Raw genomic sequence first — 25,959 nt, 5'->3', positions numbered from 1 at the left:
TGCAAACAATCAACAGCGTTGAAGGTGATTTCCCTATGGCTGCGGCCACTCAACTCAAAACCCGCCACCTCACCATGATGGGCCTCGGCTCCGCGGTGGGCGCAGGCCTCTTCCTGGGCGTCGGCCTAGGCATCCAGGTATCCGGCACCTCCGTCCTTATTTCCTATGCGGTGGCTGGTGCGCTCATCGCCTTGGTGATGTGGATGCTCGGCGAGATGGCCGCCGCGCGTCCTTCGTTGGGCGCTTTCTCTACCTATGCGGGCCAGGCCTTCGGGCCATGGGCCAGGTTTACGTTGGGCTGGATTTACTGGTTCATGCTGGTCATGGTGATGGGCGCGGAGATTACCGGTGCCGCGGCGATTGTCTCCAACTGGTTCGGGGTGGACCCTTGGATTCCGGCATTGGTGGCCGTGGTCTTCTTCGCCATCGTTAACTTTGCCGCCGTGGGTGGCTTCGGCGAATTCGAGTTCTGGTTCGCCATCATCAAGGTGGCCACGATCGTGGCCTTCCTGGGCGTCGGTGTGCTCATGGCACTGGGTATCCTGCCGGGTATGGACCTGTCCATGGCGGGACATAACTTCACGGAGAACTTCCTCCCCAACGGCGGCCCCGGTTTTGCCGCCGGCTTGCTCGCCGTGGCTTTCGCTTTCGGTGGCATCGAACTGGTCACCATTGCCGCGGCGGAATCTGAGGACCCGGCCCACAACGTCGCTACTGCCGTGCGCGCCATCATCGTGCGCATCATGGTCTTCTACATCGGCTCCATCCTGGTCATCACCATGGCCTTGCCTTTCAGCTCCATCCAGGACGCCGATGTGGCCGCGGACTCGCCCTTCACCCTGGTCCTCGCCGCCGCGAAAATCCCCTTCGCCGCGGGATTCATGGAAGCCATCATCGCCTTGGCGCTGCTGTCTGCCTTCAATGCGCAGATTTACGCCACCTCCCGCTTGGTCTACGACATGGCCAAGGACCACAGCGCGCACCACGTCTTCTTGAAGACCAACGTCTCCGGCTCCCCCATTTATGCGGTCGTGCTCTCCATCATCTTTGCCTTCGCATCGGTGGTGCTGCAGTACTGGAACCCGCCGGGGCTTCTGGCCTTCCTCTTCAACGCGGTGGGCGGCTGCCTGCTGGTCATCTGGTGTTTCATCGTGGCCTCCTACATCAAGCTGCACCCTCAGATGAAGGCCAATGGCGAGCTCACGACGCTGCGCGTGCCGGGCTTCCCCTGGCTGCCGTGGCTGACTGCCCTAGCACTGGTGGGTCTTACGATTCTCATGCTTTTCGACGCCTCCGCCCGCAACCAAGTCCTCGCCGTCCTCATCCTGACCGTTTCCCTGGTTGTGATCTTCCACCTACTCCCGGGTAACAAAAGGCGCGCGTCGAACGCGTAGCTGCTAGGGTGTGACCCTATGACTTCAGCATCCGCACGCGGCCTGGCAACCATTACCCACGACGGCACCGTCCTGGACGTCTGGTTCCCCGCAGTTCACACCGATATCTCTGTAGAAGCCAGCGGCACCGAGCGCTTGGAGGAGGTTCCGCAGCAGTTCGCTGACCTCGTTGGCCCCGACGAGGAGCGCGGCGTCGCCCGCATCGCGGTGGAGACGTCCATCAAGGATCTGGACGAGGCTCCCGCCGACACCTACGACGCTTACCTGCGCCTGCACCTGCTCTCCCACCGCGCAGTCAAGCCTCACGGCCTGAACGTAGACGGTATCTTCGGCAAGCTGGCCAACGTCGTGTGGACCAACTACGGCCCCTGCGCGGTTGCCGATTTCCAGATGGTCCGCGGCCGCCTCGCTTCCCGCGGCCCGGTCGTGGTCTACTCCGTCGATAAGTTCCCGCGCATGGTGGACTACGTTGTCCCGTCCGGCGTGCGCATCGGTGACGCCGACCGCGTTCGCCTGGGCGCCCACCTCGCTGAGGGCACGACCGTGATGCACGAGGGCTTCGTTAACTTCAACGCCGGCACCCTGGGCGCCTCCATGGTCGAGGGCCGTATTTCCGCAGGCGTCGTCGTGGGCGATGGCTCCGATATCGGCGGCGGCGCCTCCATCATGGGCACCCTGTCCGGCGGCGGCAAGGAGGTCATCTCCATCGGTGAGCGCTGCCTGCTCGGCGCGAACTCCGGCGTGGGCATTTCGCTTGGCGACGACGCCGTCGTCGAAGCCGGCCTCTACGTCACCGCCGGTACCAAGATTGCGGTCTTCGGCAAGATCGCGCAGGCTTTGGGCCTGTCTGAGGGCGACACCATCAAGGGCTCTAAGCTCTCTGGCATTTCCGGCGTACTGCTGCGCCGCAACTCCGTCACCGGCGCCGTCGAGGCCGTGGAGTGGAAGTCTGAGGCTGTGGCCCTCAACGAGGACCTGCACAAGAACTAAACGCTGTTGCTTGAGGCCCCCGTTCTTGCGGGGGCTTTTCTTGATCCCGGGCCCTTTATGCCCACTTACCGCGAGCGGCTGCCTAGAATGCTAAAGGTGACTGCTCAAAACGATTCCTCTCCTCGCTCACTCGGCAGCGGTTTGAAAGTCCGCCACCTAACCATGATGGGGCTGGGTTCCACCATTGGTGCCGGCCTTTTCTTAGGCACCGGCGTTGGCATTTCTGCTGCCGGCCCCGCGGTCCTCTTGGCCTACCTCATCGCGGGTTTCCTTGCCATCCTGGTCATGCAGATGCTCGGTGAGATGGGCACGGTCATCCCCGCATCCGGCTCCTTCTCCGAATACGCGGAACACGGCATCGGCCGCTGGGCAGGATTTACACAGGGCTGGATTTATTGGCTCGCCACCGTCGCGGTTCTGGGCGCGGAAATCACCGGCGCGGCCGGATTCATCGGCGCGTGGTTTAACTGCCCGCCCTGGATCCCCGCAGCCATCTGTGTGGCTCTCTTCGGCACCATCAACCTGCTGCGGGTGCGCTTGTTTGGTGAGTTTGAGTACTGGTTCGCCTTCATCAAGGTCGCCGTCATTATTGCTTTCCTCGTTATCGGCGCGCTGCTCATCTTCGGCCTTCTCCCCGGCCACACCTTCATCGGCACGTCTGTCTTCCTCGAAGACGGCTTCATGCCCAACGGCCTCGGCGGTGTAGCCGCCGGCTTGCTTGCCGTGGCCTTCGCCTTCGGCGGCATCGAGGTCGTCGCCATCGCCGCGGCGGAATCCGAGGACCCTGAGAAGTCCCTCGTCAACGCAGTGCGCACCACCATTACGCGCATTTCGGTGTTCTACCTGGGTTCTGTCCTCGTCATCACCTTCCTCCTGCCCTATTCCTCGCTCGGCTCCGCGAAGTCTGCTGCCGAGTCGCCCTTCACCATGGTCTTGGACCGCGCGGGAATTCCAGGTGCTGCTGCCATCATGGAAGTGGTCATCGTTCTCGCACTGCTCTCTGCTTTTAACGCGCAGATCTACGCTTCCTCCCGCATGATGCACTCGCTGGCTAGCCGCGGTGAAGCCCCCAAGCTCTTCGCCGACACCGACCATCGCGGCGTCCCGACGGCGGCCATCGCGCTGTCTGTCATTCTTTCCGCGGTGATGGTTGTTCTCAACTATGCAGATAACGGGTGGCTGCTGTCCTTCATGCTCAACGCCGCTGGCGCCTCGCTGCTCATCGTGTGGGTCTTCATCGCAGTGAGCCAGTTGCGCCTGCGCCCGCAGCTCGAGGCCATCCACCCGCTGCCGGTACGCATGTGGGCCTACCCCTACCTCACGTGGTTCGCGCTGGCGCTCTTTGCGGCCATTGCGGTGCTCATGCTTACCGACGCCTCCGCCCGCATCCAACTCTTCTCCGCCGCCGCCATGTTCGCGGTACTCGCAGTTGCAGGTGTCATCAACGCGAAGGCCCGCGGCATTGCCCCGACCTCGCGCCTGCCCCTACCGACGGCCGAGGAGCTCGAGGCCCGCTAGCCGGCCCTCGCCATCTCGCCGCCCCACCCCCTCGTTTCCATCGCCGCCCCACCTTTCGCGCTCACCGGCCGACCAGCGTTGTACAGTTTGTCCGCTCTTGGTGGCCGCCAAGGGTCAGGCGCAGGAGCTTACCCACTCAATCACTCCCTTCGCGCTCACCATCGATGAGCTGAAGAGCGCCAGGCACGTGCTCCGTGAGCGCAAAGGGGAAGGCGGAACCAAACGGGGCCGCTTTCCCGCCACGCCTATCACTGACCACCCTTCGCGCTCACCGGCGACCGGGGTGTCGCCTTTTCAAGGCTGCCCGTGGGCGCGAAGGGAGTTTCGGGACGGGCAAGAGGTGCAAAAATTGCGGACGCGACAGCTTTTTAGCGCAAAATCGACGCCGCAGGGCCAAGTTATCCACAGGCGGGGAATTGACCCTCGACGCGTCGTTAAGCACTGCATACCTTGAGCTTCATGAAGGCATGGACGACCGCGGAGCTTCGCGAGCAGGGCTTGAGCAAGGAGGCAATCAGGCGGAAGCTTCGCGCGGGGACGCTCTTTCGCGTGCACCGAGGGATTTATAGCGACGAGTGGTCGCCGCTTGCCGTGGCGCGGGCTCTGGCACACGGGCTCAGTCGAATACATTTCACGGGCAAGACCGCGCAGGAGATTCACCTGGGGAGGAAGCTGACGTTTCCGCTGGAAGCCGAGGGCCCGCGCACGCTTAAGGGCAAAAATTTTCGCGTGACGCATTCACGCCTGTCGGCTACTGCCAAGGTGAATGGCCTGCCTGTTGTTCAGGTGCTGTGGGCAGCCCGTCGTATAGCCGCGGCGTGCGGGCAGCTGCTGGAAGCGCACTACCGCGGCAAAACAGGACCAGCCCGCCTCGAAGATGACCGGCGAAGGATGCGTCGGGTTCCCCGGCGCTTGAAAGAGACTATCCGCCGCACGCCGATTGGGGCCGATAGCGTACCGGAGCGCCAGCTCAGCCGAAGGCTTAGCGCGGACGGGATCTTTCCTGAGCACAACGCGCTCATTGCGGGGTACCGCTTTGACCTGAAGATTGGCAAGCTCATCATCGAGGTCGACGGCTGGGAGTACCACAAAAATGATCGGGCGTTTCAAGCGGACCGCTCGAAGCAGAACGCGGCCGTAGCCCATGGGTATACGGTTTTGCGCTTTACTGCCGACGATATCCGCTACCACCTCAACGACGCCTTCTTGCTTATCAAAGCGACTCTTGAGCTGCTCAAAGGACGAAATCCCAAGCTCCCTTCTGCGGCGACCCAGCCTTATTGGACTTGGCACTTATGCATGCAAACATTGCCATCGTGACAAGTTTTCTTTACACTTAGGCATGTAAGAGTTACACACCGTAAAGGAGGCCAGATGGCCGAGCATCAGAACATGGTTCGCAAATGGCGGCGCTGGCTCGAGATGTCTCAAGCCGACCTTGCTGAACGGGCCGGCGTTTCCCGCCAAACTATCGCCAATATCGAACGCGGCAACTACTCCCCCTCCGTCTACCTAGCGCTAGACATCTGCCGCGAACTGGGGAAAACCATCGAAGAAGTCTTTGGAGATGAACAACATGATTAACGCCCTGGCCAACTACACGCTCCGCGAGATCGACCGCGCCTCTCGCGACGAATTCGTGCGCGAGACTTTCTACAAGGCCAACACCATCAGCGCTACCCCGACCCGCTTCCTCGAGCTCGTCGCCGCAGCCATCCTCGCCTGGGTCCTTCCTGGTCAGATGAGCATGCTGTGCTTCCTCGCCATCGCACCGTCTATCATCGGCAATCTCTTCGGCACGGCGTGGCTGCGCAAGCGCGTCGCCACCCCGCCTGTTGGCCGCATTTGGCCTGCGATGACCGTCTACCTCATCCCGCTCATTGTGATGTTCGTTGGAATTGCCCACAACGCTTACGCACCGGACTCCACCTCCTACTTGCTTGGCGCTGGGGCTGGCGTGACCGCCGCCATCATCTTCACGCCATTCCTTCGCCGCCGCCAGCATCAACGCGACCAGGCCCGCCTCGACTCCGAGCTCGACGACTAGACCGCACTGCCCGGCCAATCCCCATCCATCCCGCCCTTCGCGCTCACCGCGGACGGCGGGTCTTGCTTTTTACAGGCGCCGGTGAGCGCCAAGGGTAGTTCAAGCCGATACTGCCGGCCCCCGCAAAGAATGCAGCCTTGCCCTGCCCCGCTAAACCGCTGCCGCCGCCCCTTCCCGCTCACTGTAAACGGGAACTAGCGAATCTATTAGATGCCGGTGAGCGCAAAGGGCGGGTTTCCGATTTTCGTCCCTAAGCGCTCACCAGCACGATGGAGCGCTTCCACGCCGTGTCTCCAGTGAGCGCGAAGGAAGCGGTGCGTGCCGACGCCTCCCTTCCCGCTCACCGCAGCATCGAAAAGACCCCACCGGCCATCGCTGGTGAGCGCGAAGGGCAGGCGGGGCGGAGGAAGAGCCGCGCGACGGAAGGACGGACAGAAAGAAGACGGGGGGCGAAGGGCTGGTATTAAGCCGGTTCGGTCTCGTGAACCAAGATCGGCGTCTTTGGCTTCGAGCGGAACGTCCACAGCTTATTGAAGATGAAATTGATGGGCATAGCTACCACGATGGAAATGGCGTTGGCCCAGTAATACATCGTGCGGAAACCGGTGGAGTCATCGAAGATATGGGGAGGCAGCTGCAGCGGCGAGGTCGGATTCATCAGCAGGTACTGCACCGCGAGGGTCACCAAGTATGCACCGATGCCCGTAATGAGGAATGGGAAAAAGCCGCGTAGCCAGGACACTTTGTTGACGGATTTGAACGTCCACATGCGGTTGAGCTGGTAATTCCAGGTATTCGCCACGAGGAAGGCAATGGTAGAAAAGAGCATGAACCAACGCACGTGAAACTGCGTACCGAAGAGGTTGAACATTGCGTCGTGCGGTGTGGCACCAAACCACGCCAAACCGCACTTTGCAGCCACAATCGAAGTCGCAATGTTGACCAACGTGCCCGAACCACCGACCAGACCGAACTTAATGAACTGGCCAAGATTCGAGGCAAAGCGAGCAAAGCTCAGATCCGCCATGGACACGCCCTTCGTACAAAATGCTCAATTATGATGAATAAAACTTCGTTTGAGTTTAGTCCCTCATTCAGCGCAAACTAAAACGCGCGCCGCAAGAGCGCCGAATCTCACAGCTGAAACTCACGCTTCTCACCAGAAAGCGGATCCTTAAAGCTCAAAGCTACGTGAGTAAGCCGCAGGGGCGTGGAAAAATCGTAGAGGGACAACCCGCGATCCACCGGATAAGTATCGTCCCCCACAATCGGATGCCCCAGGTGGTTAAGCACCACGCGAATCTGGTGGGTATGGCCGGTCAGTGGCCAGACATCGGCCACCGCTCCCCGAGCGCGCACCCGAGTCACCGTAGGCGTGCCGATAGGATCCACGCGGACCTGGCGCTCACCCCGCACTCGCCGCATGCCCAGCCGCACCGTGCCGTCGAAGGAGAAGGGCGCGGCCACCCGAGCACGGTAGCGCTTCACCACCGCACGCTCCTGAAAAAGCTGCTGGTACGCAGCGCGCGTGCGCGGATTACGCGAGCACAGCACCAACCCCGACGTCAACCGGTCCAGCCGGTGCAGCGGCACAATAGAGTCCTCCCCGTAGTCCACGCGCAGGCGGGTTTGGAGGGTCTCGCGCACGATGCGCCCGTTCGACGTCGTGGGCAGAAAGTGCGGCTTGTCCGCGACTATCAGGTCCCCGTCCTCAAACACCACGCGGTAATCAAACGGAATAGGCTCTTCGGAAGGCACCGAAGGGTGATACCAGGCCAGCGTTGGGCCGGGAAGCACAGTGCCGGGCTCTAAGCGGGTACCAGGCGAAAACGCGGAATCGCCCGCCTCACCTGCCCAGTAGGTAGGAGTGGCGGGCACGGTGCCGCTCAGCATCACTTTGCGCGGGCTAATCCCTTCCCGCGCCGGCGGGCGAAAGACCACCTACTCAGCCAAGCGCGAGACGGCTGCGGCAATCCGCTCATCGGTGCCGTTCAGGCCGATGCGCACGTACTGCTCGCCCGCCGGACCGTAGAAATCACCGGGGGCAACGAGGATGCCGTGCTCGGCCAGCCAGTCCACGGTCTCGCGGCAGTTTTCACCGCGCGTAGCCCACAGGTAGAGCCCGGCTTCAGAATGCTCGATCCTAAAGCCCGCGCCGGTCAGTGCGCGCATGAGATCCACACGGCGCGCGGCGTAGCGTTGGCGCTGGAGGGCTTCGGAGGGGTCGTCGTCAAGCGCGGCAACCATGGCCGCCTGGATGGGACCCGGAACGATGAGCCCTGCGTGCTTGCGCAGCTCCAGCAGCTCCGCGATGAGCTGGGCATCACCGGCGAAGAAACCGGCGCGGTAGGACGCCATGTTCGCGCTCTTGGACAGCGAATGCATGGCGATAAGCCCCGTATTGTCCCCATCGGTCACGCGCGGATCCAGGATGGACACCGGCGGGTTCTCATCATCCCAGCCCAAGCCCATGTAGCACTCATCTGAGGCCACGATGGCATTGTTCGCGCGCGCCCAAGCGACGATCTCACGCAGCTTCTCGACGCCCAACACCTTGCCCGTCGGGTTCGACGGCGAGTTGATGAACACCAGCGAGGCGTCTTCGAAGTCATCGTCCGCACGCAGGGGCTTAGCACCGGCCAAGAGCGCACCGACTTCATAGGTGGGATAAGCCACCGTCGGGAAAGCCACGGTCTCGCCACGCATGCCCAGCAAAGTGGGCAGCCAGGCGATGGCCTCCTTGGTGCCGATGACCGGCAGCACCGCATCCACATTCATGTTGTAGCGGCGCTGCAGCGCCTTCGCGATGGCCTCCCGCAGCTCCGGGGTGCCCTGAGTCTGCGGATAACCGGGAGCCTCAGCCGCGGCGGACAGTGCTAACTGCACGCCCGGGGCGACCGGATCGACGGGGTTGCCCACCGACAGATCCACGATTCCGTCCGGGTGCGCCTGGGCCTTCTTCTTGGCACCGGCGAGCGAGTTCCACGGGAAATCCGGGAGCGTGTCTCCCAGCGGCGTGCGGCTCATGGTCTACTCCTGGTTCTGAGGCGGGAGTGCAGCGATCATCGGGACGTCAAAGTCCTGCGGGCCGAGAGCTGCTGCGCCACCCGGGGAGCCGAGATCATCGAAGAAGGCGGCGTTGGCATCGTTGTAGTCCAGCCACTCATCCGGGACATCATCCTCGTAGAAGATGGCCTCCACCGGGCAAGCCGGCTCACAGGCGCCGCAGTCCACGCACTCGTCCGGGTGGATGTAGAGCATGCGCTTGCCCTCGTAGATGCAGTCGACCGGGCACTCTTCAACGCAGCCGCGGTCCATCACGTCGACGCAAGGCTGCGCGATGGTGTAAGTCATAAGGTGTTTAAACTCCTGTGTGTCACGGGTTTTCTACGACTAACAGTATGCTACTCCGAGGCGAAAAATGGCCAAACGCTACCCGCGATTCCCGCGGCGAACAGCAGCAGGCTGAGAATATTATTGGCCAGCAAGCTACCGTCCCCGATAGCGGCACCCAGCATGAACGCGAGGAAACCCGCCACCCAAGCTAAACCGGGCAAGCCCGCGATGTAGGGATTCTCACTCCACAGCCGCGCTGTGCGGGTCAGCACCCCGTTGAACCAAAAGGCGATGAGGATGGTGATCGGAAAGGCCACGCTGGCCCCGTCGAACCATGGCACGCGGGCGGTGAGATAGACCACCTCTAAGGTCAGCGAGCAGAGTGCGCCTAAGACGAGCCACACTAGGCCCCCTACTTGCTCGCCGCGGGAGAAGTCGGTGCGGATTGCGCGCTCGCTCATTTCTCCCCCAGCAATGAATCCTGCAGCTCACCTTGGCCCAGCTGGTAGAACTCGTGGCGCAGCAGCGGCATGGTGAGCAGGTTGGACAAGGCATAGGCAGCGGGAACCTCCGCGGGATCCTTCAAGCCCGCCTGGGCGGCGTGAGGGTTGATGGTAGTGAGGGAGCCGTCGGCAAGCCAGATCTGCGTGGCGTGGGCCAGCATCGCTGCGCGCTTGGCGCTGAGAGCCGCGTCAGTGAGCTCGTAGGCCACATCGCAGCCAGCATTGGTGAAGTTATCCAGGTACTCCTTATCGGGCAGGCTCCAGCCCTCCGGAGGGGTAACAGCATCGAGGCCGCGGTAGTGCGCGGCGCGCTCAAAGACGGCCCACCAGATGCGCTGCTCAGGCGAGGCAGCCGCATGCACGGCCTTGTGCACAGCGATATGGTCGGGGTGCCCGTAACCGCCGTCCGGGCCATAGGTCAGCACTGCATGTGGACGCAGCGCGACAAGGTGGCCCCGCATCAGGTCGGCGGCCTCTTCCACGCGGTTGACCAGGGCCCGCGGATTCTCGTGAGCGGGCGAGCCTTCCATGCCGGAATCGCGGAAGTGCCCGAAACCACCCAGCTGAATACCGTCGACGCCTAAAGCGTCGAGCGCGTGCTTAAGCTCCCAGGCGCGGAACCCTCCCAGCTGGTCGGTCTCCGCGAGGCCCTGGTAGGGCTCGCCGATGATCTCGCCTTCCTCTCCCAGCGTCGCGGTAATCACCGTGACCTGTGCACCGCGCGCGGACAGGTCCGCCAACGTTCCGCCGGTAAAAAGCACCTCGTCATCTGGGTGGGCATGAACGGCCACGACACGGTAGCCGGTGAGATCCTTAGTCATCATCTTTCCTCCACTGCGGTGCGCTGATGAGGCCGGAGTCCCAGTCCTCAATGCTTTGTCCGGGGCCAACAATACCCTTGCCCAAAGCGTGGATACGCACCTCGTTGAGCAGCGGGACGAAGAGCGCTTCCTCCCTGTTGAGATGCTCTACGCGCTCCTGCGCGGTCGCGGAAACCACCTCGCCAGAGAGAATGCCCAGGGCAGTGTCGGCGGAGTTTTCCGGGCAGTACCCGGACAGCGTTGCCGCCGGGCGCGTGGGTGTCGCGCACACGAAATAGTTGGCCAGGCTGAGTGCGTCCGCGCCGTTCTCATCCCACGCCACCACAGCATCCACCTTGCCCGCCGGGAGCAGGTCGGAGGTAATCGTGGTCAAGCGTTCGGTGACGACCTCCGCGTCGATGGCCTTGGCTTGAAGCACGTCCACGATGGTGGTGGCCGCCGCCAAGGCGGTGGGGTACTGAGGATCCACGGCAATCCGCACCGGCTTGCGGCCCGCACGCTCGCGCAATGGGGCGAGCTCCGCGTGGCTATCGAAGGGATTGTTCCCAGGCTTGAGCTCCGAGGCGCGGCCGGTGGCGAGGCGGGCTAGTTGGTCGGTGTCGAGAAGCGAGGCCAACGCACGGCGTTGCGCCTGCTCATCGAGCGCTCCTTCAACCGCCGACATGTTCAGCCGCAGCTGGCGTTGCCGGGTCACCACACCGGTATTGACGTTGCTGAGCAGGCTCAAGTTCTCCAAGGTGGTCTGCTGCGGGGTGATATCAGCAAAACCGATCTGGTGCGAGCGCAGCATGTTCACCGCCTGCGCGGTATCACGCACAGCGCGCAGCTGAATGACGTCGATATTCGCGGGATCTTCTCCCCAGAACCGATCATTGCGGTTGAGGGTAATGATTCCTCGGCCGCGATCCATTCCGGCGACGAGGTAGCGCCCGGCCGAGGCGGGGATCCCGTCCGCCAGGGCCGAGGCGAAATCGCGGTCCTCCAGAAGGTGGGAGGGCACGAGGTTGGCAAAGAGCTTGTGCCAATCCTCCACGCGATGCCCGAAGTCAACGGTGACCACGCGCCCATTCCCGGAGGTCCGCACGGCTGTAATTGCCCGGTAGCCAGCCACGTCCTTCGCGCCCGGCGTGCGCATTATCTGTGACCACAGGTAGTTAAAATCGGAGCCGCTGATCGGCGTGCCATCCGACCATTGCGCCGGCCCGGCGATGGTATAGCGTACCCGCATGGCAATGCTGCCGGGGGCTTCGATCTCCTCTGCGGATTCCAGGACATCCGTATCCATCTCAGAGCCGTGGAAAGCTGAGGGAAGGACCAGCTCCGCAATCTGGTTGACCAGCTCGGAGTTGTTCGCCACCAGATGTGGGTTGAGCCCACCGCGCAGCGGGTCCACCCCAATCGCCACGGTGCTGCGCTCCGGCAGAAGGTCCTCTTCGGGTGCTACCTCAGGTGGCGGGGCCGTGGTGCTGGAATTCGTTGGCGTGGTGCTGCGATCGTTCTCATCTACCACCGGCGGCGGACCGGGGTTGGCCTGGCAGGCGGTAAGCAGGGCGGCTGCGAGGATAACGCCAAGCCGAGGCAGGAAACGGTCCACTCCACACAACCTTTACATTCCGAAAACTTTCCCTACCACTGTAGTTACCCGGGGGCGGCGCTGAGCGAACTACTTGTTGAGCTGCTTGGCGCGGGCGGCCGCGCGCTTGCGGTCGGTGGCGGACAGCTCGACCTTGCGCACGCGCAGAACGTTCGGGCCGACCTCGACGCACTCGTCGGTGCCACAGAACTCCAGCGCCTCTTCCAGGGACAGGGTCCGGGCCTTGGCGAGGGTGACGGTGGCATCCGCGGTGGCGGAGCGCATGTTGGTCAGCTTCTTTTCCTTGGTGATGTTGATATCCATATCCTCATCACGGTTATTGGCGCCGACAACCATGCCCTCGTAGGCCTCCATGCCCGGCTCCACGAAGAAGTCACCGCGGTCCGCCAACTGCTGGAGGGCGTAGGCGGTGATCTGTCCGGAACGGTCGGCCACCAGCGAGCCGGTCGGCCGGGCCTTGATGTCACCGGCCCAGACGTCGAGGCCATCGGAGATGGAGTTGGCGATGCCAGCGCCGCGGGTCTCCGTCATGAACTGGGTGCGGAAACCGATGAGACCGCGGGCGGGAACGCGGAAGACCATGCGGACCCAGTCGCCCTCGCGCACGTCCATGGACTGCATCTGCCCCTTGCGGGTGGCCAGCAGCTGGGTAATAGCGCCCTGGTGCTCGGAGGGGGAATCGATGGTGAGCATCTCATAGGGCTCCATCGTCTTTCCGTCGATGACCTGGGTGACTACCTGCGGCTTACCGACGGTCAACTCGAAGCCCTCGCGGCGCATGTTCTCGATGAGTACGGAAAGCGCCATCTCGCCGCGGCCCTGGACTTCCCAAGCGTCGGGACGCTCGGTCGGCAGCACCTTGATGGAGACGTTACCGATGAGCTCCTGGTCCAGGCGGGCCTTGACCAAGCGGGCGGTGAGCTTATCGCCGCCGCCCTGGCCTGCCATCGGGGAGGTGTTCACGCCAATGGTCATGGAGATGGCCGGCTCGTCGACCTTGATGCGCGGCAGCGGCTGCGGGTTCTCCACGTCCGCGATGGTGTCACCGATCATGATGTCGGAGATACCGGAGATCGCCACGATGTCACCGGCGATGGCCTCGGTATCCGGCTGGCGCTGGAAACCGACGGTACGCAGGAGCTCCGCCACCTTGACGGTCTTGGTGTGCATCTCCCCTTCCTCGTCGTAGTGCATCCAGGCCACCTGCTGGCCCTTCTTGAGGGTGCCCGAGTAGATACGAAGCAGGGCGATACGACCAAGGAAGTCATCGGAGTCCAGGTTGGTCACGTGTGCCTGCAGAGGGGCGTCGACCTTGGCGGAGGGCTCGGGGAGGACGTCATAAATAACGTCGAAAAGCGCCTGCAGATCATCGGCGTTCGGAACGTTGCCATTGCCTGGGTTCTCAGTGGAAGCCTTGCCCTCGCGGCCGGAGGTGTAGAGGACCGGCAGGCCCAGCAGCTCCTCGGCGGCAGCGGCTGCTTCCTCGTCCTCGAGGCCGGCGGCGATTTCCAGCAGCAGGTCCTGGGCCTCGGTGACGACCTCGTCGATGCGGGCGTCGGGGCGGTCGGTCTTATTCACGCAAATGATGACCGGCAGCTTCGCCTCCAGTGCCTTGGTGAGGACGAAGCGGGTCTGCGGGAGGGGGCCTTCGGAGGCGTCGACAAGCAGCACGACGCCGTCCACCATGGAAATGCCGCGCTCGACCTCGCCGCCGAAGTCAGCGTGGCCCGGGGTATCGATGACGTTGATGATGAGATCTCCGCCATCCTTGCCTAGGCCCTTGCGGTGGATGGCGGTATTCTTCGCCAGAATGGTGATGCCGCGCTCGCGCTCCTGATCGTTGGAGTCCATGACGCGATCCGAGTGTTCGCCATGGTCGCCGAAAGCGCCGGACTGCTCCAGCATGCCGTTGACAAGGGTGGTTTTACCGTGGTCAACGTGCGCGACGATGGCTACGTTACGGAATTCAGTATTACTCACGTGTGGGGTGCTCCTTCAAAGCATGGTGCGTTAGCGATGTGAACGGCCCTTAAATATACTCTCTAGCCCTTTGATGTGCAGCATCGCGCGCATCATCCCGCAGAGCGCTGCGGGATGTAACAGATTGGTATCAAGCACCGACATACCGCACAGTAGGGCTCTAAAAAGAGTTGACTACGCCGAAAAAGTGAATATTGTGACAGCAGATACTATTGTGGCTGATGTGATCACTGTGTAGTTTCTGTGACGTCACTTCCCCCACCCACACGCAAGGATTCTCCATGGCCTTTTCTGAACAGCACTCCACCGGTTCCGCCCGTCGCGGCGTAGCCGGACTCACTGCTGCCCTGATGGTGGGCCTGCTCAGCATCACGCCCGCGCATGCCGGCGCCCCTGATCTCTCCTCGCTGGTGAGCGTTCCTCAGAGCAGCAACCCGCTGGACAGCCTCGGCCGTCCCACCCCGGAGACGCAGGAGCGCGTTCGTGCTTTCGCGGCACAGCCATGGATCCCGCAGGAGGCCCGTAGCGCCATCCTCACCGCACTCAACTTCACCGCTGGTGACGGCGGTGAGGGCGGCGTCGCGATGCCGGAGGGAAATAACCCCGGCTTCCGCCAGTTCTACTGGCCCACGGTCTCCGCGCAGTGCATCGGCGGGCAGGGCGATTCGGTGGGTTCCGCCATCGCCGTACCGGGCCCAACCGATATGCCGGCCCCAGGCGCCGGTGAAGGCGAAGCCGTCTTCCTCTTCACCGCCCTGGGTACCCCGACCGCCGCTGAAGAACAGGGCGCCATGCGCGTCCAGTGGTTCAACCTGGACACCTTCCAGTTCGGCACCACTCCCCTCTTCAACAACGGCATCAACACCGATGGGCCAACCACGGTCTCGGGCCGCGCAACGACCGGCAAGGGTACCGTCGTGGCGGTCCTCTCCGGTGCGGTCAACACTGCTGAATCCTCGTGTTCCTTCCCACCTACCGCGGCTTTCCTCGAGGTGAACTAATGAGCACAGATCTGCACCCAGTCAAGCAAGAGACCTTCAATACGGCCGACAACATCAATGTCGACCCGAAAGGTTTCCAGCGCGAGGTAGACACCTACCGGGTCACCGATTTTGGCCTGTACATGGCCCGCGGCGCCAACCACCCGCGCTTCGGCTACCTCGAGTCTTGGCTGCTGCCGGAGCTCGGCCTGCGCGCCAATATCTTCCACTTCCGCGAGGGCGTGGACGTGCACCAGGACTTCTACATCGACATCGCCGACATCGACGTTGACGGGGACGTGTGGACCACCCGCGATCTCTACGTCGACTTGGTTTCTACCTCCGGCGAGCCGGTCGACGTGCTCGACATCGACGAGCTAGCCGCGGCCACCTCCAACGGCCTCATCAGTGCCGAGGAGGCCGAGCGCGCCATGGAGCGCACGCTGGCCGCCGTCGAGGGCATCACGCGTTACGGCGATGACGCCATGAATTGGCTGCGCACGCTGGGCATGGACCTCACATGGGCAGAAGATGTAGAGCTCGTTCCTGCCGAGTAAAGTTGGGGAGACACTTCTCCCCTACCCCTAAGGATGTGAGCCATGGCCGGTGGTCTCTTTGCCCTGCTTGACGACGTCGCCCTGATCGCCCGCTCCGCTGCCTCCAGCGTCGACGACGTGGCAGCGCTAGCCGGAAAGACGTCGATGAAAGCCGCCGGAGTCGTCGTCGATGATGCCGCCGTCACACCCCAATATGTCCAGGGCGTCAAGCCGCAGCGCGAGCTGCCAATGATCTGGCGCATCACCAAGGGCTCGCTCATCAACAAGCTCGTCATCATCCTGCCCATCGCGCTCATCCTGTCGTGGATCGCGCCTTGGGCCCTGACTCCCATCCTCATGTGCGGCGGTACTTACCTGTGCTTCGAGGGCGCGGAGAAGATCTTCCACTCAGTTTTCCACCGCGGCGAAAAGGAGGAAAAGCCAGCGGAAGAAAGAGGCCCTGAGGCCGAAGACTCCCTGGTCAAGTCCGCTATCACCACGGACCTCATCCTCTCCGCCGAGATCATGGTCATCTCCCTCAACGAGGTCATGGACCAACCCTTCTGGCTGCGCCTCGGCACCCTAGTCACCGTCGGTGTCCTCCTCACCTTGGGTGTCTATGGCGCCGTCGGGCTGCTAGTCAAGATGGATGACATCGGCGTCGCCCTGCTCAAGCGCCACGATGGTGACTCCGCCCTGGGTACCGCGTTGGTGAAGGGCATGCCCATCGTGCTCAACATCATCGGCATCATCGGCACCGCCGCCATGCTGTGGGTCGGCGGCCACATCGTGGTCAAGGGCCTGAGTGAATTCGGCGCCGAGCAGCCATATGGCTTTATCCACCACGTGACAGAGAGCATCAACAACGGCGCCCTCGCCTGGTTGGCGGACACCGGCTTGTCCATGCTGTGCGGCTTTATTCTGGGCGCCGTCATCGTCAGCATTGTCATGGCGGTCAAGGCCACCGCCGAGCGCGTGAAATAAACCTTAGATAAACATCGCGAGCGAAACAGCCATCACCGCCATACCGGCTATCAGCCCGTAGATGGCGCAGTGGTGTTCGCCGGTCTCCTCTGCCGTGGGCAGAAGCTCATCCAAGGAGATGAACACCATGATGCCGGCGATGACGGCAAAGCTGATGCCGAACGTCATCGGGCCGATAAATGGCATCAGCAGCGCGAAGCCAATGAGAGCGCCGAGGGCTCGGCCAAGCCAGATAGCGTGGCCCACCAGAAGGCCCTCTTCCGCGAGCCCGTCGCGCTGCGCAGGGGTACCGCCACCGCAATGCCCTCGGGGATGTTGTGAATGGCGATAGCCACGGCAACGGGGATGGCGATCTCCGGGGCTTCCAGGCCCGAGAGGAACGTGGCGAAGCCCTCCGGGAAACTGTGAATGGCCAGCGCGAAGGCGGTGAACATGCCGGTCTTCATCAGCCTTTTGCGCCGCCTCTTCTTCGGTCGTGGCCGGCTCGTGCGGGTTGATCTCCTCGGGCACCAAGCGGTCAATGATCGCGATAATCGCAATGCCCGCGAAGAATGCCGCCATCATCGTCCAGGTGGCGCGCGCTTCGTCCCCGAGGGTGCTTTCTAGTTTCTTCAGGGCCTCCGGCAAGATTTCCATGAAGGAGACGTAGAGCATCACGCCCGCGGACAGGCCCAGGGCAGCGGCCATGAACTTCGGGCCAGGTTCTCTCTTGCCTACGGCGAGGGCGCCTCCGATGGACGTCGACAAGCCAGACAGCAACACAAGGCTGAAAGCGAACGCGATGGTGGCTAAGTCCATAGTGGCAAACTATAGCGTGTCTAACCCGGCCTCTGCGTAAGCTTGAAAGAAGTCCATCGCATCCCATCTGACTCTTGAGGTGACTGTCGCAACCATGGCGCTATATCCGCTGGCTCCGTCTTACTTTGGTGTTGAGCACGTCGCGATTCTCGAGCATCTTAGCCTCGGCACCGCGCTGAGCATCCCGGGGTTGGCGCAGCAGCCTGCGCTCGTCGACGTGTCCTTGCTCCCCGACCCCACCACGGGAGGCTGGCGTGTGCGCTCGGATTTCGGTTTTCTGGGCGCGCTCGATGGCGAGGAGTCCTCCGGGTATCAGGCGCTCAATCGTCTGCGCACTGCGGCGATGACTCCAACGACGCAAGCCACCGTCGAGATTGTTGATGGCGAGGTGGAGGTCGCCGTTGCCCTGGGACTCGACCCGTGGATGATTCCCGCAAACAATCAGCCGGCGGGTACTGCCCTGCTCAGCGGTGGGTACGGCGCCCTCGTTCGTGTCGCGGAAGGTGAGCTCACCGCGCACCAGGTGCGCGAGATGGGAACCGAGCAGCTTATCGTGACGCTTGCGCTTCTCGACGACACCATCCTCGCCACCCACGACAACCTCGTCCTCGGACCGTGCGCGGAGCTCTCCGACGTCCCAGCGCTGGCCGCCGCGTTCGCAGCTGCCTCTCAGTCCGGTGTTTCCCTGGCCGCCCGGGCTTATGCTGCAGGGGGCCGCATCGCCGTGGACCTTCCCCTCGACCCCGCTGACCCTGCCGAGCTCTTCGCCCCCGCGGTCCCACCGCTGCCACTCGACTCGGACAAGCCCGCCATCCCGCCAGCGCTCGACCCCGACGCAGACTGGGAGTTCACCACACCTGCAGATCCCCTCGCTTCGCCGCTGCCCACCGGCTCGCGCGCCTTCACGTCCCCCAAAGGCACCTTTTGACTGGCACCTTATGCACTTACGCTAATTCATTGACCTGGAATTTCTCCGAAAACCGCCCGCAAATGGTGCCTTTACTTTGGTTCCTTTGCCCCTGTTGGTCGGCCGCGACCTGGCTGCTAAACCCACCTCTCGCGTAGGGTCTTATTTACGCTAGCTCACCGTTTCAGAAGCTCAGGAACTCATCATGCCCAGCAAACAACACAACAATCGCAGAAATCGATCCTCTACAGGCTCTAAAGCTGACGAAGTTAATGCTTCGAAGAAACGCTATGCGCAGAGGATGGAGCACCTTGCCACCCGACAAGAGCGCTATGCCGATCGCGATTTTGCGATCTGGGCCGAAGACTCCTGGGGAAGCGATGATCCTGACCTAGGCAGCCGCCATTCAGTCCGCTCTGCTTCTGGCGGACGCCCCCAGTCCAATCGCTCTCGCTATTAACCGCTGAATTTAAGCCGCCCCGAGGGGCCGGATGCCATCGATTTCATCAGCGACGGCATCCTCAGCCACCTCCAATTCATAACGGCTTTGCAGGTTGAGCCAATACTGCGGTTCGATTCCGAAGTACTTTCCTAGCCGAAGAGCGGTATCTGCGGTGATTCCACGCTTGCCGTGAACAATCTCATTAATCTTCCGCAGCGGGACGCCAATTTCTACAGCCAGTTGGTGTTGGGTAATCCCAAAAGCTTCGATGAAATCTTCATTAAGCACTTCGCCGGGGTGAATCGGCGGATAAAGCTTAGTACTCATAACCGTCCTTAGTGATAGTCCTCGATAACAACGTCCGCTGGGCCGGCCTCGGTCCAGCGGAAGGTGATCCTCCACTGCTGATTGACTCGGATACTGAATGTTCCTTTCCGGTCACCTTTCAAAGCTTCGAGGCGGTTGCCCGGTGGAATACGTAAGGAGTTCAGCGAAACAGCAGCATCGAGCTGATGGAGTTTTCTATTAGCAGTTTTGTGGATTCTCGAATCAATCCGCGGCGACGCTTCGCGTAACCAGACAAGCTCGGTATCACGGTTACCGAAAGACTGGATCATGGGTTCACCCTACAAAACATAACGGAGACCGTCAATGACGGTCACCGCTAAGCCAATGAAGATACTTGCGCCTTCAAAGTTTTCTCAATGGCCACCAAAGGCACCTTTTAACTGGCACCTTATGCACTTACGCTAATTCATTGACCTGGGGTTTATCCGAAAACCGGCGACAAATGGTGCCTTTACTTTGGTTCCTTTGCCCCTGGCCCGAATGCGAAGCGCTTGCCGTCGACTAGGCGGGTCGCGCCGGTGGCATCGAGGTGCTCGAAGAGCGGGATGGCAACCCGGCGCGTCGTCCCCAGGGCTTGGCGCGCCTCCGAGAGGGTGAAGGGCTGTTCCAACGTAGAGACAACTTCGAGCGCCTCGCGCGGAGCGGAAGGCAAAAGCACAACGCCTTTGTCTAACCGGAGCACGCGCCCGGCGCGCTCGGCAGCGGCGAGCTCTTTGGGGCCCAGTCCTAGTTCCTTGAGTTCTTCTGCCTCCGGGGCAGCGAAAGGCTCGGCGTGCAGGCGTTGCTCGAGCTCAGCTACTCCCCTCTCCGCGGGGCCCAGGTCGACGGACTGACCGGGCACGCGCAGCACGCCATCGACCGATTCGAGCTTGGCTGCCGCTACTGCTAGGCCCAGCAGGGCCGGCTCTGACAGGTTCAGCGCGTCCATGGCCGCTGCTTTCGTCAGTCCTGGGGAAAGTGGGTTCGCTGCGGCATGTGCTTCCACAGCCGAAACGAGAGCATTCTTCCACGCGGTCACCTGTCGTGCGGCAATCCACCACTGAGCGAACTCGATGACTCCGGCAGGCTTTTCCTCCACCGAGAAGCCATCGCGCACGAGTTCTTCGTGTGCAGCGTAGCCGCAGCGTTTGAGCCACTCGGACGGGTTGGTCGGCTCTAGAACTTCTAGCTCAGCTGCGCGCTTCTTCGCATCACCACGTCTGCGCAGCTCAGCCGGGTGCATGTCCACGACTTCGAAGCCCGCCGCCACGTGCCGCCCGCCGGGGCTGCGCACCACGAATCTATCGAGCAGCGTGAGAGGTAGCGGGCTTTCCAGTGTCAACCGCGCGAATTCACCGCCTAAAGGCCGCAGACGCGCGCCCACCCCCACCGTGCCAATGTGCACCACGAGGTTCTGGGGAAGCTCGGTCATCACGGTCCCAAAAGTACGGCGAATATCCACGGTATCGAGCACCCGCCAACGCCCTGGGCTCAGCAGTGCATCCCCACGATGAACCTGGTCGGCGGCCACCCCGCGGAGGTTAAGCGCCACGCGTGTCACCGGGCCAGCGCTGTCCACCGACGTGTTTTCACTGTGCACTCCGCGCACCGTCACGAGTTGCCCGCCAAGCTGCAGCTCATCCCCCACCGAGACAGTCCCCGCCGCCAGCGTTCCCGTCACCACGGTGCCAGCACCCTTCACGCTGAAGGCGCGATCGACCCACAACCGCACGCGTGCTTGGCAATCCGGCGCGGGCATAGCGGCGAGCACCTGGTCTAACTCGGCGCGAAGCTTTTCGACGCCCTCGCCGGTCTTTGCGGAGACTTCGACCACGGGAGCGTCGGCAAGCGCTGTTTTCGCCAGCTCTGCCTTGACCTGCGCGGTGACCTCAGCGCGGCGGGCCGAGTCAGCCCTATCCGCGCGGGTCAGCGCGACCACACCGTGCTCGATTCCCAGAGCGCGCAATGCATCGCGGTGGTCAGCGGACTGCGCTTGCCAGCCTTCATCGGCCGCCACGACAAAGAGCACCACCGGCGCGGGCCCCACCCCGGCCAGCATGTTGCCCAGGAACTTCTCGTGTCCCGGCACATCGACAAAAGCCACGTCGGCGCCGGAGTCGAGCTTCGTCCACACGAACCCCAAGTCGATGGTCAAACCGCGCCGCTTCTCTTCCTCCCAGCGGTCCGGTTCCATTCCCGTCAGGGCTTTGACCAGGCTCGACTTTCCGTGATCCACATGCCCGGCGGTCGCCACAACGTACACCTACATCACCGCCTGAATCGCAGCAATAAGCTCCGCATCCTGCGCCTCCGGCACGCAGCGCACATCCACCAGGCAGCGTCCCTGGTTCACGCGTGCCACCACGGGAGGCTCGCCCAACCGCAGTGGACGTGCCAGCTCTTCTGGCAACGCCACGGCCCAGCCCGGCAGCGGTACCTCGGGCGCCCCGCCGCCGCCCACACGCCCGGCATGCTCGACAACCTCGCCGCCCACCGCCGCGGCGACCTTCTCGGTACGCTCGCGATGACGTTTAGCGTCAATGTGCAGCGCATCCCGCACGGCGTTAGAGGGAGCGGCAAGGGAGGCCTCAAGGGCGTTAAGCCGCAGCTTATCGATGCGCACCGCCCTCGCCAGCGGATGTTTCTTACACGCGGCGATCGCTTCCTTCTTTCCCACAAGCACGCCGGCTTGCGGTCCGCCGAGGAGTTTATCCCCCGAGAAGAGCACTACGTCCGCGCCATCCCGAAGAGCCTCGCTGGCGGAGGGTTCCTCAGGAAGCACCTCATCGGGTGCGAGCAACCCTGAGCCGATATCCACGATGAGCGGCAGATCTGTGAGTCTGCGCAGGTCTGCAACCGGCACAGAAGACGTAAACCCACTGATCAAGAAGTTCGAGGGATGCACCTTGAGAATCGCCCCGGTGTTCTCCCCGAGCGCCCGCTCGTAGTCCGCCACGTGGGTGCGGTTCGTCGCGCCCACCTCCCGCAAGCGGGTGGCCGTGGACTCGATGAGCTCCGGCAGACGGAAGCCCGCACCAATCTCAATAAGTTCGCCGCGGGAAATGATGACCTCCTTGCACGGGGCCAAGGCAGCGGTCGCCAGCAACAGCGCAGAGGCCCCGTTGTTGACCACCAGCGCATCCTCCGCGCCGGGGCAGGCAGCCAAGACAGCGTCGACTGCCGCGCGCCCTCTATCCCGTGAGCGCAGGCCGCTGTCCAAGTCCATCTCAACGTCCGTATAGCCAGCTGCTGCCACGAGCGCATCCACCGCTGCCGGCGGCAAAGGGGCGCGGCCCAGGTTCGTGTGGATGATCACGCCCGTGGCATTGATGACGCGGCGCAAGGAATAGGGCTGTGCTACTTCCAGCCTGTCGGCCAGCTCCTCTTGAATGCGGGTGGGGTCAAGGGAGCCGGAGCGGGCGTCGGCAAGCACGGCGTCGATGATCGCCCGGACCGAATGCGGTGCCAATCGTTGGTGGGCGTCCTGCACCGCTGGGTACTGGAGGATTTCATCCATCTTCGGGATGAAGCGGCGGGGGTCAGTCATCAAAGTTCCTCCTAGCTGCGCTAATGGCGGAGACGGACAGGAATCGAACCTGCCAGACCGAGATGCTCGGCCTCACCGGTTTTGAAGACCGGGGCGCCCACCAGGACACGTACGCCTCCGTCTGCTCACCATACACGCGGCTAGAATGACCCCCATGTCTGACATCACACTTACCTCCTTTGCCGCCGGTGGCGGCTGCGCCTGCAAGATTCCTCCGGGAGAGCTCGAATCGGCCGTCGCGGGCCTCGTGGGCACCGCGGACCCCAACGTGCTGGTCGGGCTTGACGACGGTGACGATGCCGCCGCCGTGCGCATCCCAAACGGCCTCGCGGTCATCTCCACCGCGGACTTCTTCACCCCGATGCTCAACGACCCCTATGACTGGGGCCGGGTGGCGGCAGCCAATGCGCTTTCCGACGTCTACGCCATGGGCGGCACTCCCATCACCGCCATCAACCTCGTGGGCTGGCCGCGCGAGAAGCTCGGTCTTGATGTATTGCGCGAGGTCCTGCGCGGTGGCATGGATGTGGCCAGCGAGGCAGGGATCTCCATTACTGGTGGACACTCCATCACTGCCCCGGAGCCCACGTATGGTTTGGCTGCCACGGGCATCGTCCACCCCGACAAGATTATGCGCAACGACGCCGCCGAGGCGGGCCTGCCCATCACGCTGACCAAACCAATCGGTGTGGGCATCCTCAATAACAAGCACAAGGCCACCGGTGAAGTCTCCCAGGCCGCGGTGGATTCCATGACCACGCTCAACCGCGACGCTGCCGCGGCCGCCGTAGCCGCGGGCGTGCGCGCGGCCACGGACGTCACCGGCTTCGGGCTTCTGGGCCACCTCTACAAGATGTGCCGCGCCTCCGGTGTCGGCGCGGAGCTGGATTTTTCCGCTGTTCCTGCGGTGGACGGCGCCATGGAGGCCCTGGCGGAGGGCTTCATCCCGGGCGGCTCGCGCCGCAACCTGGATTGGGTCCGCCCCCACCTCGACTCAGACTTGAGCGAAGAGGACTTGGTCTTCCTCGCCGATGCCCAAACCTCGGGTGGCCTGCTGGTCATCGGCGAGGTTCCTGGCTATCCGGTCATTGGGCGCACCGTGACGGGTGAGGCGCGCATTACTATCCGCTAGTCACCGTCGAGTGCGTGAGGCCTTCTGTCTGGCGGCGGGCCTCAGCACGGCGCTTCTGCGGGCCGGTGCTTGTCGCGGGGTCCTTCACCGCCTCCAGCCCCGCATTGAGCACGCCGAAACGCGTGCAGGCAGAACCCGCCAGAAGTGCCAGGCCGGAGACCACCGACACCGCGCGCGACTTTGTGACCGACGCGATTGCGGTTCCCACCCCGCCCGCGGCAATGAGCGCCTCGGAGGCCTTCATGAGTTTCCCGGGCGTGCCTTCGTGCAGCGGACGCAGAGGCTCGGGCTCCATGTTCGCTTCCATGACACGGGTCGCGGCCAGATCGGTCGCCGCGGCAGTGATACCGAGTACTCGTGCCGCGCCAGCATTCTCCACCGGTGTAAAGACCATGGCGGCGCCCGACGCCGCCGCCGAAGCCGAGGACACGAACACATAAGGCAGATGCTTCTTCGCGTCATTCCACGTCGGGTTTGACGTGTTGGCCAACAGCACCGCCGTGTAGCCCGCCAGCGGGCCACCAAGCACGCCGGCGACAGCGCCTGCTGGACCCGCCGCCTTATCGAGGAGGCGGCGAAGCGGCTTCGGCAGCACACCGCCGACCAGTGCGTCCGCTTCCACGACCGCCGGCAGGGCCGCGGCGGAAGCGAAGCTGCCCAGGATCCACGAGCCGATGGACATCGGCGAGGTCACCTTGAAGACGCGGAACATGTTGAGCAGGCGCTCTGGGCGGCCGAGGTCGAGCACCAAAAAGACCGAGCCTACCGACGCCGCGGAGAAAGCCGTCAGCCGCGTCGAGCGTTTCAGCGGTGCGTTCCCCGTGGCCTGGGCACCGGCGGCCAACATCGCAGAACCGCCGGCCACGCCGCCGAGGAAGAGATAGCCGCCGATGGGCCACTCCCACGGCGGGGCCTTGACTACGGGCTTGCCGTAATACGAGGAGAACTCGAAGTCCTCCGCCATACGCTCTTCTTTGGAACCATCCTGTGCCCCAGCGCCGACTCGTCCACGCCGGCGCTTCTTGCCGCCGCGCCGGCGCCGCGGCTCCTGGGGCGGGCGATACTCATCAAATTCGCTCATTTGCGGCCTCCCAACATGAATGCCCCGGCCACGGCCAGCGCCATTCCTCCGATAGCTTTCGCTGCGGTCTTGTACATCTGCGGCAAATCCGCCGTGGGCACGCGCGGATCCGGCGGCAGCCCGTAGACCTCTGGGGAATCGAGCAACAGGAAGATGGACCCGGTTCCGCCGACCCCATCCTGGGAATTAGCGCCATAGAGACGAGCCTCCGTCAGGCCCTGCTCGTGGAGGACGCGGACGCGCTCCTTCGCGGCAGCGAGCATCTCCTCGTAAGGGCCAAACTGGATGGAATCCGTCGGACACGTCTTGGCGCACGCGGGCTGCTCGCCGATCTTGAGGCGGTCATAACACATGGTGCACTTCTGAGCCACGCCCAAATTCTTGATCGGCATCGCCTGCCCCGGAATATGGTCAGGCCCTTGGGGTTTCAGCTGCTTCAGCTTTGCCAGCACGTTCACACCCGCGTGGTCAGGGACCTCATAATCCACGGTGGCGGTCTTGTCCGCCTTCAGCGTCACGCCGCCGTCATCGCGGCGCTCAATGACGCCGAAGGGGCAACCGGCCACGCACGTACCACAGCCATTGCACACGTCGTCCTGCACCACGACGGTGCCGAACTCGGAGCGAAAGAGCGCGCCCGTCGGGCACACGTCCAAGCATCCAGCATTGGTGCAGTGCTTGCACACGTCGGAGGACATGAGCCAGCGAAAATCATCGGTATCTGGGGTGACGCTCGGTGCGGACACCGTGGGCAGGCCCAGCGAGACAAGTTTGCGCCCGTCCTCGCGTGCCTGCTCAATACGCTCGTTGTTTTGCTCGATGAAAGCCACGTGGCGCCACGTATTCGCGCCTAGCCCACCGGTGTTGTCATAGGAATTACCGGTGACCGCATAACCCTCCACCGGGTTGCGATTCCATTCCTTGCACGCCACCTCGCAGGCCTTGCAGCCGATACATACCGAGGTATCGGTAAAGAACGCCATGCGCTGATAGGACCCATAGCCATGCCGATCAGCCTTTTCGGTGAAAAGATTAGCCATTA

25 protein-coding genes, 1 tRNA gene and 1 pseudogene are annotated in these 25,959 nt (G+C 63.0%); 11 read left to right on the top strand and 16 right to left on the bottom strand.

Annotated elements, in window-relative coordinates; all coding sequences use genetic code 11:
* Nucleotides 1-35: 35 nt before the first annotated feature.
* From HMPREF2807_RS00645 to HMPREF2807_RS00620, 6 genes are all read left to right on the top strand, one after another.
* A complete protein-coding gene (locus HMPREF2807_RS00645; protein ID WP_070509627.1) occupies nt 36-1,394 on the top strand; it encodes an amino acid permease in 1,359 nt (452 codons plus the stop codon).
* Nucleotides 1,395-1,412: 18 nt separating this feature from the next.
* Nucleotides 1,413-2,384: a 2,3,4,5-tetrahydropyridine-2,6-dicarboxylate N-succinyltransferase gene (gene dapD / locus HMPREF2807_RS00640; protein WP_046648290.1), complete on the top strand. Its 972-nt coding sequence runs from the start codon at nt 1,413-1,415 to the stop codon at nt 2,382-2,384.
* An 87-nt stretch (nt 2,385-2,471) separates the two neighbouring features.
* On the top strand, nt 2,472-3,902 hold the full coding sequence (locus tag HMPREF2807_RS00635; RefSeq protein WP_046648289.1) for an amino acid permease: 1,431 nt from the start codon (nt 2,472-2,474) through the stop codon (nt 3,900-3,902).
* A gap of 459 nt (nt 3,903-4,361) precedes the next feature.
* Complete coding sequence (locus HMPREF2807_RS00630; RefSeq protein WP_049154375.1) at nt 4,362-5,222, top strand: DUF559 domain-containing protein; 861 nt, start codon at nt 4,362-4,364, stop codon at nt 5,220-5,222.
* Between the two features lie 54 nt (nt 5,223-5,276).
* Nucleotides 5,277-5,486 (top strand): helix-turn-helix transcriptional regulator, encoded by a 210-nt coding sequence (locus HMPREF2807_RS13950; RefSeq protein WP_046648286.1) that lies wholly within the window; start codon nt 5,277-5,279, stop codon nt 5,484-5,486.
* A complete protein-coding gene (locus HMPREF2807_RS00620; protein ID WP_232751582.1) occupies nt 5,470-5,949 on the top strand; it encodes a transcriptional regulator in 480 nt (159 codons plus the stop codon). Before HMPREF2807_RS13950 ends, HMPREF2807_RS00620 begins: the two co-directional genes overlap by 17 nt.
* A 463-nt stretch (nt 5,950-6,412) precedes the next feature.
* Here HMPREF2807_RS00620 and HMPREF2807_RS00615 read toward each other — a convergent pair whose 3' ends face one another.
* From HMPREF2807_RS00615 to typA, 8 genes are all read right to left on the bottom strand, one after another.
* On the bottom strand, nt 6,413-6,976 hold the full coding sequence (locus HMPREF2807_RS00615; protein ID WP_049154373.1) for a GtrA family protein: 564 nt from the start codon (nt 6,974-6,976) through the stop codon (nt 6,413-6,415).
* Between the two features lie 107 nt (nt 6,977-7,083).
* Nucleotides 7,084-7,842 carry a pseudouridine synthase gene (locus HMPREF2807_RS00610; RefSeq protein WP_198531355.1) on the bottom strand — a complete coding sequence of 253 codons (759 nt, stop codon included), beginning with the start codon at nt 7,840-7,842 and terminating at the stop codon, nt 7,084-7,086.
* A 48-nt stretch (nt 7,843-7,890) separates the two neighbouring features.
* Nucleotides 7,891-8,976 (bottom strand): succinyldiaminopimelate transaminase, encoded by a 1,086-nt coding sequence (dapC, locus tag HMPREF2807_RS00605; RefSeq protein WP_070509620.1) that lies wholly within the window; start codon nt 8,974-8,976, stop codon nt 7,891-7,893.
* A gap of 3 nt (nt 8,977-8,979) precedes the next feature.
* On the bottom strand, nt 8,980-9,303 hold the full coding sequence (gene fdxA / locus HMPREF2807_RS00600) for a ferredoxin (protein WP_005327491.1): 324 nt from the start codon (nt 9,301-9,303) through the stop codon (nt 8,980-8,982).
* A gap of 50 nt (nt 9,304-9,353) precedes the next feature.
* The gene (locus HMPREF2807_RS00595; protein WP_049154368.1) at nt 9,354-9,746 is read right to left on the bottom strand and encodes a hypothetical protein; all 393 of its coding nucleotides are present in this window, start codon (nt 9,744-9,746) and stop codon (nt 9,354-9,356) included.
* Nucleotides 9,743-10,612 (bottom strand): PIG-L family deacetylase, encoded by an 870-nt coding sequence (locus tag HMPREF2807_RS00590; RefSeq protein WP_070509618.1) that lies wholly within the window; start codon nt 10,610-10,612, stop codon nt 9,743-9,745. Before HMPREF2807_RS00590 ends, HMPREF2807_RS00595 begins: the two co-directional genes overlap by 4 nt.
* On the bottom strand, nt 10,602-12,203 hold the full coding sequence (locus HMPREF2807_RS00585) for an ABC transporter family substrate-binding protein (RefSeq protein WP_070509617.1): 1,602 nt from the start codon (nt 12,201-12,203) through the stop codon (nt 10,602-10,604). The genes HMPREF2807_RS00590 and HMPREF2807_RS00585 overlap by 11 nt, the downstream gene beginning before the upstream one ends.
* 69 nt (nt 12,204-12,272) lie before the next feature.
* Complete coding sequence (typA, locus tag HMPREF2807_RS00580) at nt 12,273-14,183, bottom strand: translational GTPase TypA (protein ID WP_046648270.1); 1,911 nt, start codon at nt 14,181-14,183, stop codon at nt 12,273-12,275.
* A 281-nt stretch (nt 14,184-14,464) separates the two neighbouring features.
* On the opposite strand from typA, the gene HMPREF2807_RS00575 reads away from it, so the two are divergent.
* From HMPREF2807_RS00575 to HMPREF2807_RS00565, 3 genes are read left to right on the top strand one after another with little or no spacing between them, the layout of a single operon-like run.
* Nucleotides 14,465-15,184, top strand: a complete 720-nt coding sequence (locus HMPREF2807_RS00575) for an Rv1157c family protein (RefSeq protein ID WP_070509615.1) — start codon at nt 14,465-14,467, stop codon at nt 15,182-15,184.
* On the top strand, nt 15,184-15,720 hold the full coding sequence (locus tag HMPREF2807_RS00570; protein WP_010187279.1) for a ribonuclease FAU-1 family protein: 537 nt from the start codon (nt 15,184-15,186) through the stop codon (nt 15,718-15,720). Before HMPREF2807_RS00575 ends, HMPREF2807_RS00570 begins: the two co-directional genes overlap by 1 nt.
* A gap of 42 nt (nt 15,721-15,762) precedes the next feature.
* Nucleotides 15,763-16,683, top strand: coding sequence for a DUF808 domain-containing protein (locus HMPREF2807_RS00565; protein WP_010187282.1), 921 nt, complete (start codon nt 15,763-15,765; stop codon nt 16,681-16,683).
* Nucleotides 16,684-16,686: 3 nt separating this feature from the next.
* Here HMPREF2807_RS00565 and zupT read toward each other — a convergent pair.
* Nucleotides 16,687-17,481 (bottom strand): annotated as a pseudogene (gene zupT, locus HMPREF2807_RS00560) (zinc transporter ZupT).
* 79 nt (nt 17,482-17,560) lie between these two features.
* On the opposite strand from zupT, the gene HMPREF2807_RS00555 reads away from it, so the two are divergent.
* Nucleotides 17,561-18,409 (top strand): hypothetical protein, encoded by an 849-nt coding sequence (locus HMPREF2807_RS00555; RefSeq protein WP_232751581.1) that lies wholly within the window; start codon nt 17,561-17,563, stop codon nt 18,407-18,409.
* Nucleotides 18,410-18,857: 448 nt separating this feature from the next.
* Here the strand turns inward: HMPREF2807_RS00555 and HMPREF2807_RS00550 are convergent, their stop codons facing one another.
* The 5 genes from HMPREF2807_RS00550 to HMPREF2807_RS00530 all read right to left on the bottom strand — a co-directional run bounded on the left by HMPREF2807_RS00550 (nt 18,858) and on the right by HMPREF2807_RS00530 (nt 22,823).
* Nucleotides 18,858-19,157: a HigA family addiction module antitoxin gene (locus HMPREF2807_RS00550; protein ID WP_049156400.1), complete on the bottom strand. Its 300-nt coding sequence runs from the start codon at nt 19,155-19,157 to the stop codon at nt 18,858-18,860.
* 8 nt (nt 19,158-19,165) lie between these two features.
* On the bottom strand, nt 19,166-19,447 hold the full coding sequence (locus HMPREF2807_RS00545) for a type II toxin-antitoxin system RelE/ParE family toxin (RefSeq protein ID WP_049156403.1): 282 nt from the start codon (nt 19,445-19,447) through the stop codon (nt 19,166-19,168).
* Between the two features lie 182 nt (nt 19,448-19,629).
* On the bottom strand, nt 19,630-21,420 hold the full coding sequence (gene selB / locus HMPREF2807_RS00540; RefSeq protein ID WP_070509611.1) for a selenocysteine-specific translation elongation factor: 1,791 nt from the start codon (nt 21,418-21,420) through the stop codon (nt 19,630-19,632).
* A complete protein-coding gene (gene selA, locus HMPREF2807_RS00535) occupies nt 21,421-22,704 on the bottom strand; it encodes an L-seryl-tRNA(Sec) selenium transferase (RefSeq protein ID WP_198531354.1) in 1,284 nt (427 codons plus the stop codon).
* A 24-nt stretch (nt 22,705-22,728) separates the two neighbouring features.
* A tRNA-Sec gene (locus tag HMPREF2807_RS00530) sits at nt 22,729-22,823 on the bottom strand.
* A 35-nt stretch (nt 22,824-22,858) separates the two neighbouring features.
* Here HMPREF2807_RS00530 and selD point away from each other — a divergent pair.
* The gene (gene selD, locus HMPREF2807_RS00525; RefSeq protein WP_070509607.1) at nt 22,859-23,836 is read left to right on the top strand and encodes a selenide, water dikinase SelD; all 978 of its coding nucleotides are present in this window, start codon (nt 22,859-22,861) and stop codon (nt 23,834-23,836) included.
* Here the strand turns inward: selD and nrfD are convergent.
* Together nrfD and HMPREF2807_RS00515 are read right to left on the bottom strand one after the other, a co-directional pair.
* Nucleotides 23,826-24,917: an NrfD/PsrC family molybdoenzyme membrane anchor subunit gene (gene nrfD / locus HMPREF2807_RS00520; protein WP_070509605.1), complete on the bottom strand. Its 1,092-nt coding sequence runs from the start codon at nt 24,915-24,917 to the stop codon at nt 23,826-23,828. The genes selD and nrfD overlap by 11 nt on opposite strands.
* On the bottom strand, nt 24,914-25,957 hold the full coding sequence (locus HMPREF2807_RS00515; protein ID WP_070509603.1) for a 4Fe-4S dicluster domain-containing protein: 1,044 nt from the start codon (nt 25,955-25,957) through the stop codon (nt 24,914-24,916). The genes nrfD and HMPREF2807_RS00515 overlap by 4 nt, the downstream gene beginning before the upstream one ends.
* Between the last annotated feature and the right edge of the window lie 2 nt (nt 25,958-25,959).

Origin of the sequence: Corynebacterium sp. HMSC074A09 (genome assembly GCF_001811545.1) — a bacterium.
Taxonomy (GTDB): domain Bacteria; phylum Actinomycetota; class Actinomycetes; order Mycobacteriales; family Mycobacteriaceae; genus Corynebacterium; species Corynebacterium hiratae.
Note: the sequence above shows the minus strand (reverse complement) of the source record. Positions and strands in the feature narration are given on the sequence as shown.

Excerpts from the sequence above, each read along its gene's own strand:
- HMPREF2807_RS00645 (WP_070509627.1), top strand. The coding sequence starts at position 36 with ATGGCTGCGGCCACTCAACTCAAAACCCGCCACCTCACCATGATGGGC.
- dapD (WP_046648290.1), top strand. The coding sequence starts at position 1,413 with ATGACTTCAGCATCCGCACGCGGCCTGGCAACCATTACCCACGACGGC.
- HMPREF2807_RS00635 (WP_046648289.1), top strand. The coding sequence starts at position 2,472 with ATGCTAAAGGTGACTGCTCAAAACGATTCCTCTCCTCGCTCACTCGGC.
- HMPREF2807_RS00630 (WP_049154375.1), top strand. The coding sequence starts at position 4,362 with ATGAAGGCATGGACGACCGCGGAGCTTCGCGAGCAGGGCTTGAGCAAG.
- HMPREF2807_RS13950 (WP_046648286.1), top strand. The coding sequence starts at position 5,277 with ATGGCCGAGCATCAGAACATGGTTCGCAAATGGCGGCGCTGGCTCGAG.
- HMPREF2807_RS00620 (WP_232751582.1), top strand. The coding sequence starts at position 5,470 with ATGAACAACATGATTAACGCCCTGGCCAACTACACGCTCCGCGAGATC.
- HMPREF2807_RS00615 (WP_049154373.1), bottom strand. The coding sequence starts at position 6,976 with ATGGCGGATCTGAGCTTTGCTCGCTTTGCCTCGAATCTTGGCCAGTTC.
- HMPREF2807_RS00610 (WP_198531355.1), bottom strand. The coding sequence starts at position 7,842 with ATGCTGAGCGGCACCGTGCCCGCCACTCCTACCTACTGGGCAGGTGAG.
- dapC (WP_070509620.1), bottom strand. The coding sequence starts at position 8,976 with ATGAGCCGCACGCCGCTGGGAGACACGCTCCCGGATTTCCCGTGGAAC.
- fdxA (WP_005327491.1), bottom strand. The coding sequence starts at position 9,303 with ATGACTTACACCATCGCGCAGCCTTGCGTCGACGTGATGGACCGCGGC.
- HMPREF2807_RS00595 (WP_049154368.1), bottom strand. The coding sequence starts at position 9,746 with ATGAGCGAGCGCGCAATCCGCACCGACTTCTCCCGCGGCGAGCAAGTA.
- HMPREF2807_RS00590 (WP_070509618.1), bottom strand. The coding sequence starts at position 10,612 with ATGATGACTAAGGATCTCACCGGCTACCGTGTCGTGGCCGTTCATGCC.
- HMPREF2807_RS00575 (WP_070509615.1), top strand. The coding sequence starts at position 14,465 with ATGGCCTTTTCTGAACAGCACTCCACCGGTTCCGCCCGTCGCGGCGTA.
- HMPREF2807_RS00570 (WP_010187279.1), top strand. The coding sequence starts at position 15,184 with ATGAGCACAGATCTGCACCCAGTCAAGCAAGAGACCTTCAATACGGCC.
- HMPREF2807_RS00565 (WP_010187282.1), top strand. The coding sequence starts at position 15,763 with ATGGCCGGTGGTCTCTTTGCCCTGCTTGACGACGTCGCCCTGATCGCC.
- HMPREF2807_RS00550 (WP_049156400.1), bottom strand. The coding sequence starts at position 19,157 with ATGAGTACTAAGCTTTATCCGCCGATTCACCCCGGCGAAGTGCTTAAT.
- HMPREF2807_RS00545 (WP_049156403.1), bottom strand. The coding sequence starts at position 19,447 with ATGATCCAGTCTTTCGGTAACCGTGATACCGAGCTTGTCTGGTTACGC.
- selA (WP_198531354.1), bottom strand. The coding sequence starts at position 22,704 with ATGACTGACCCCCGCCGCTTCATCCCGAAGATGGATGAAATCCTCCAG.
- selD (WP_070509607.1), top strand. The coding sequence starts at position 22,859 with ATGTCTGACATCACACTTACCTCCTTTGCCGCCGGTGGCGGCTGCGCC.
- nrfD (WP_070509605.1), bottom strand. The coding sequence starts at position 24,917 with ATGAGCGAATTTGATGAGTATCGCCCGCCCCAGGAGCCGCGGCGCCGG.
- HMPREF2807_RS00515 (WP_070509603.1), bottom strand. The coding sequence starts at position 25,957 with ATGGCTAATCTTTTCACCGAAAAGGCTGATCGGCATGGCTATGGGTCC.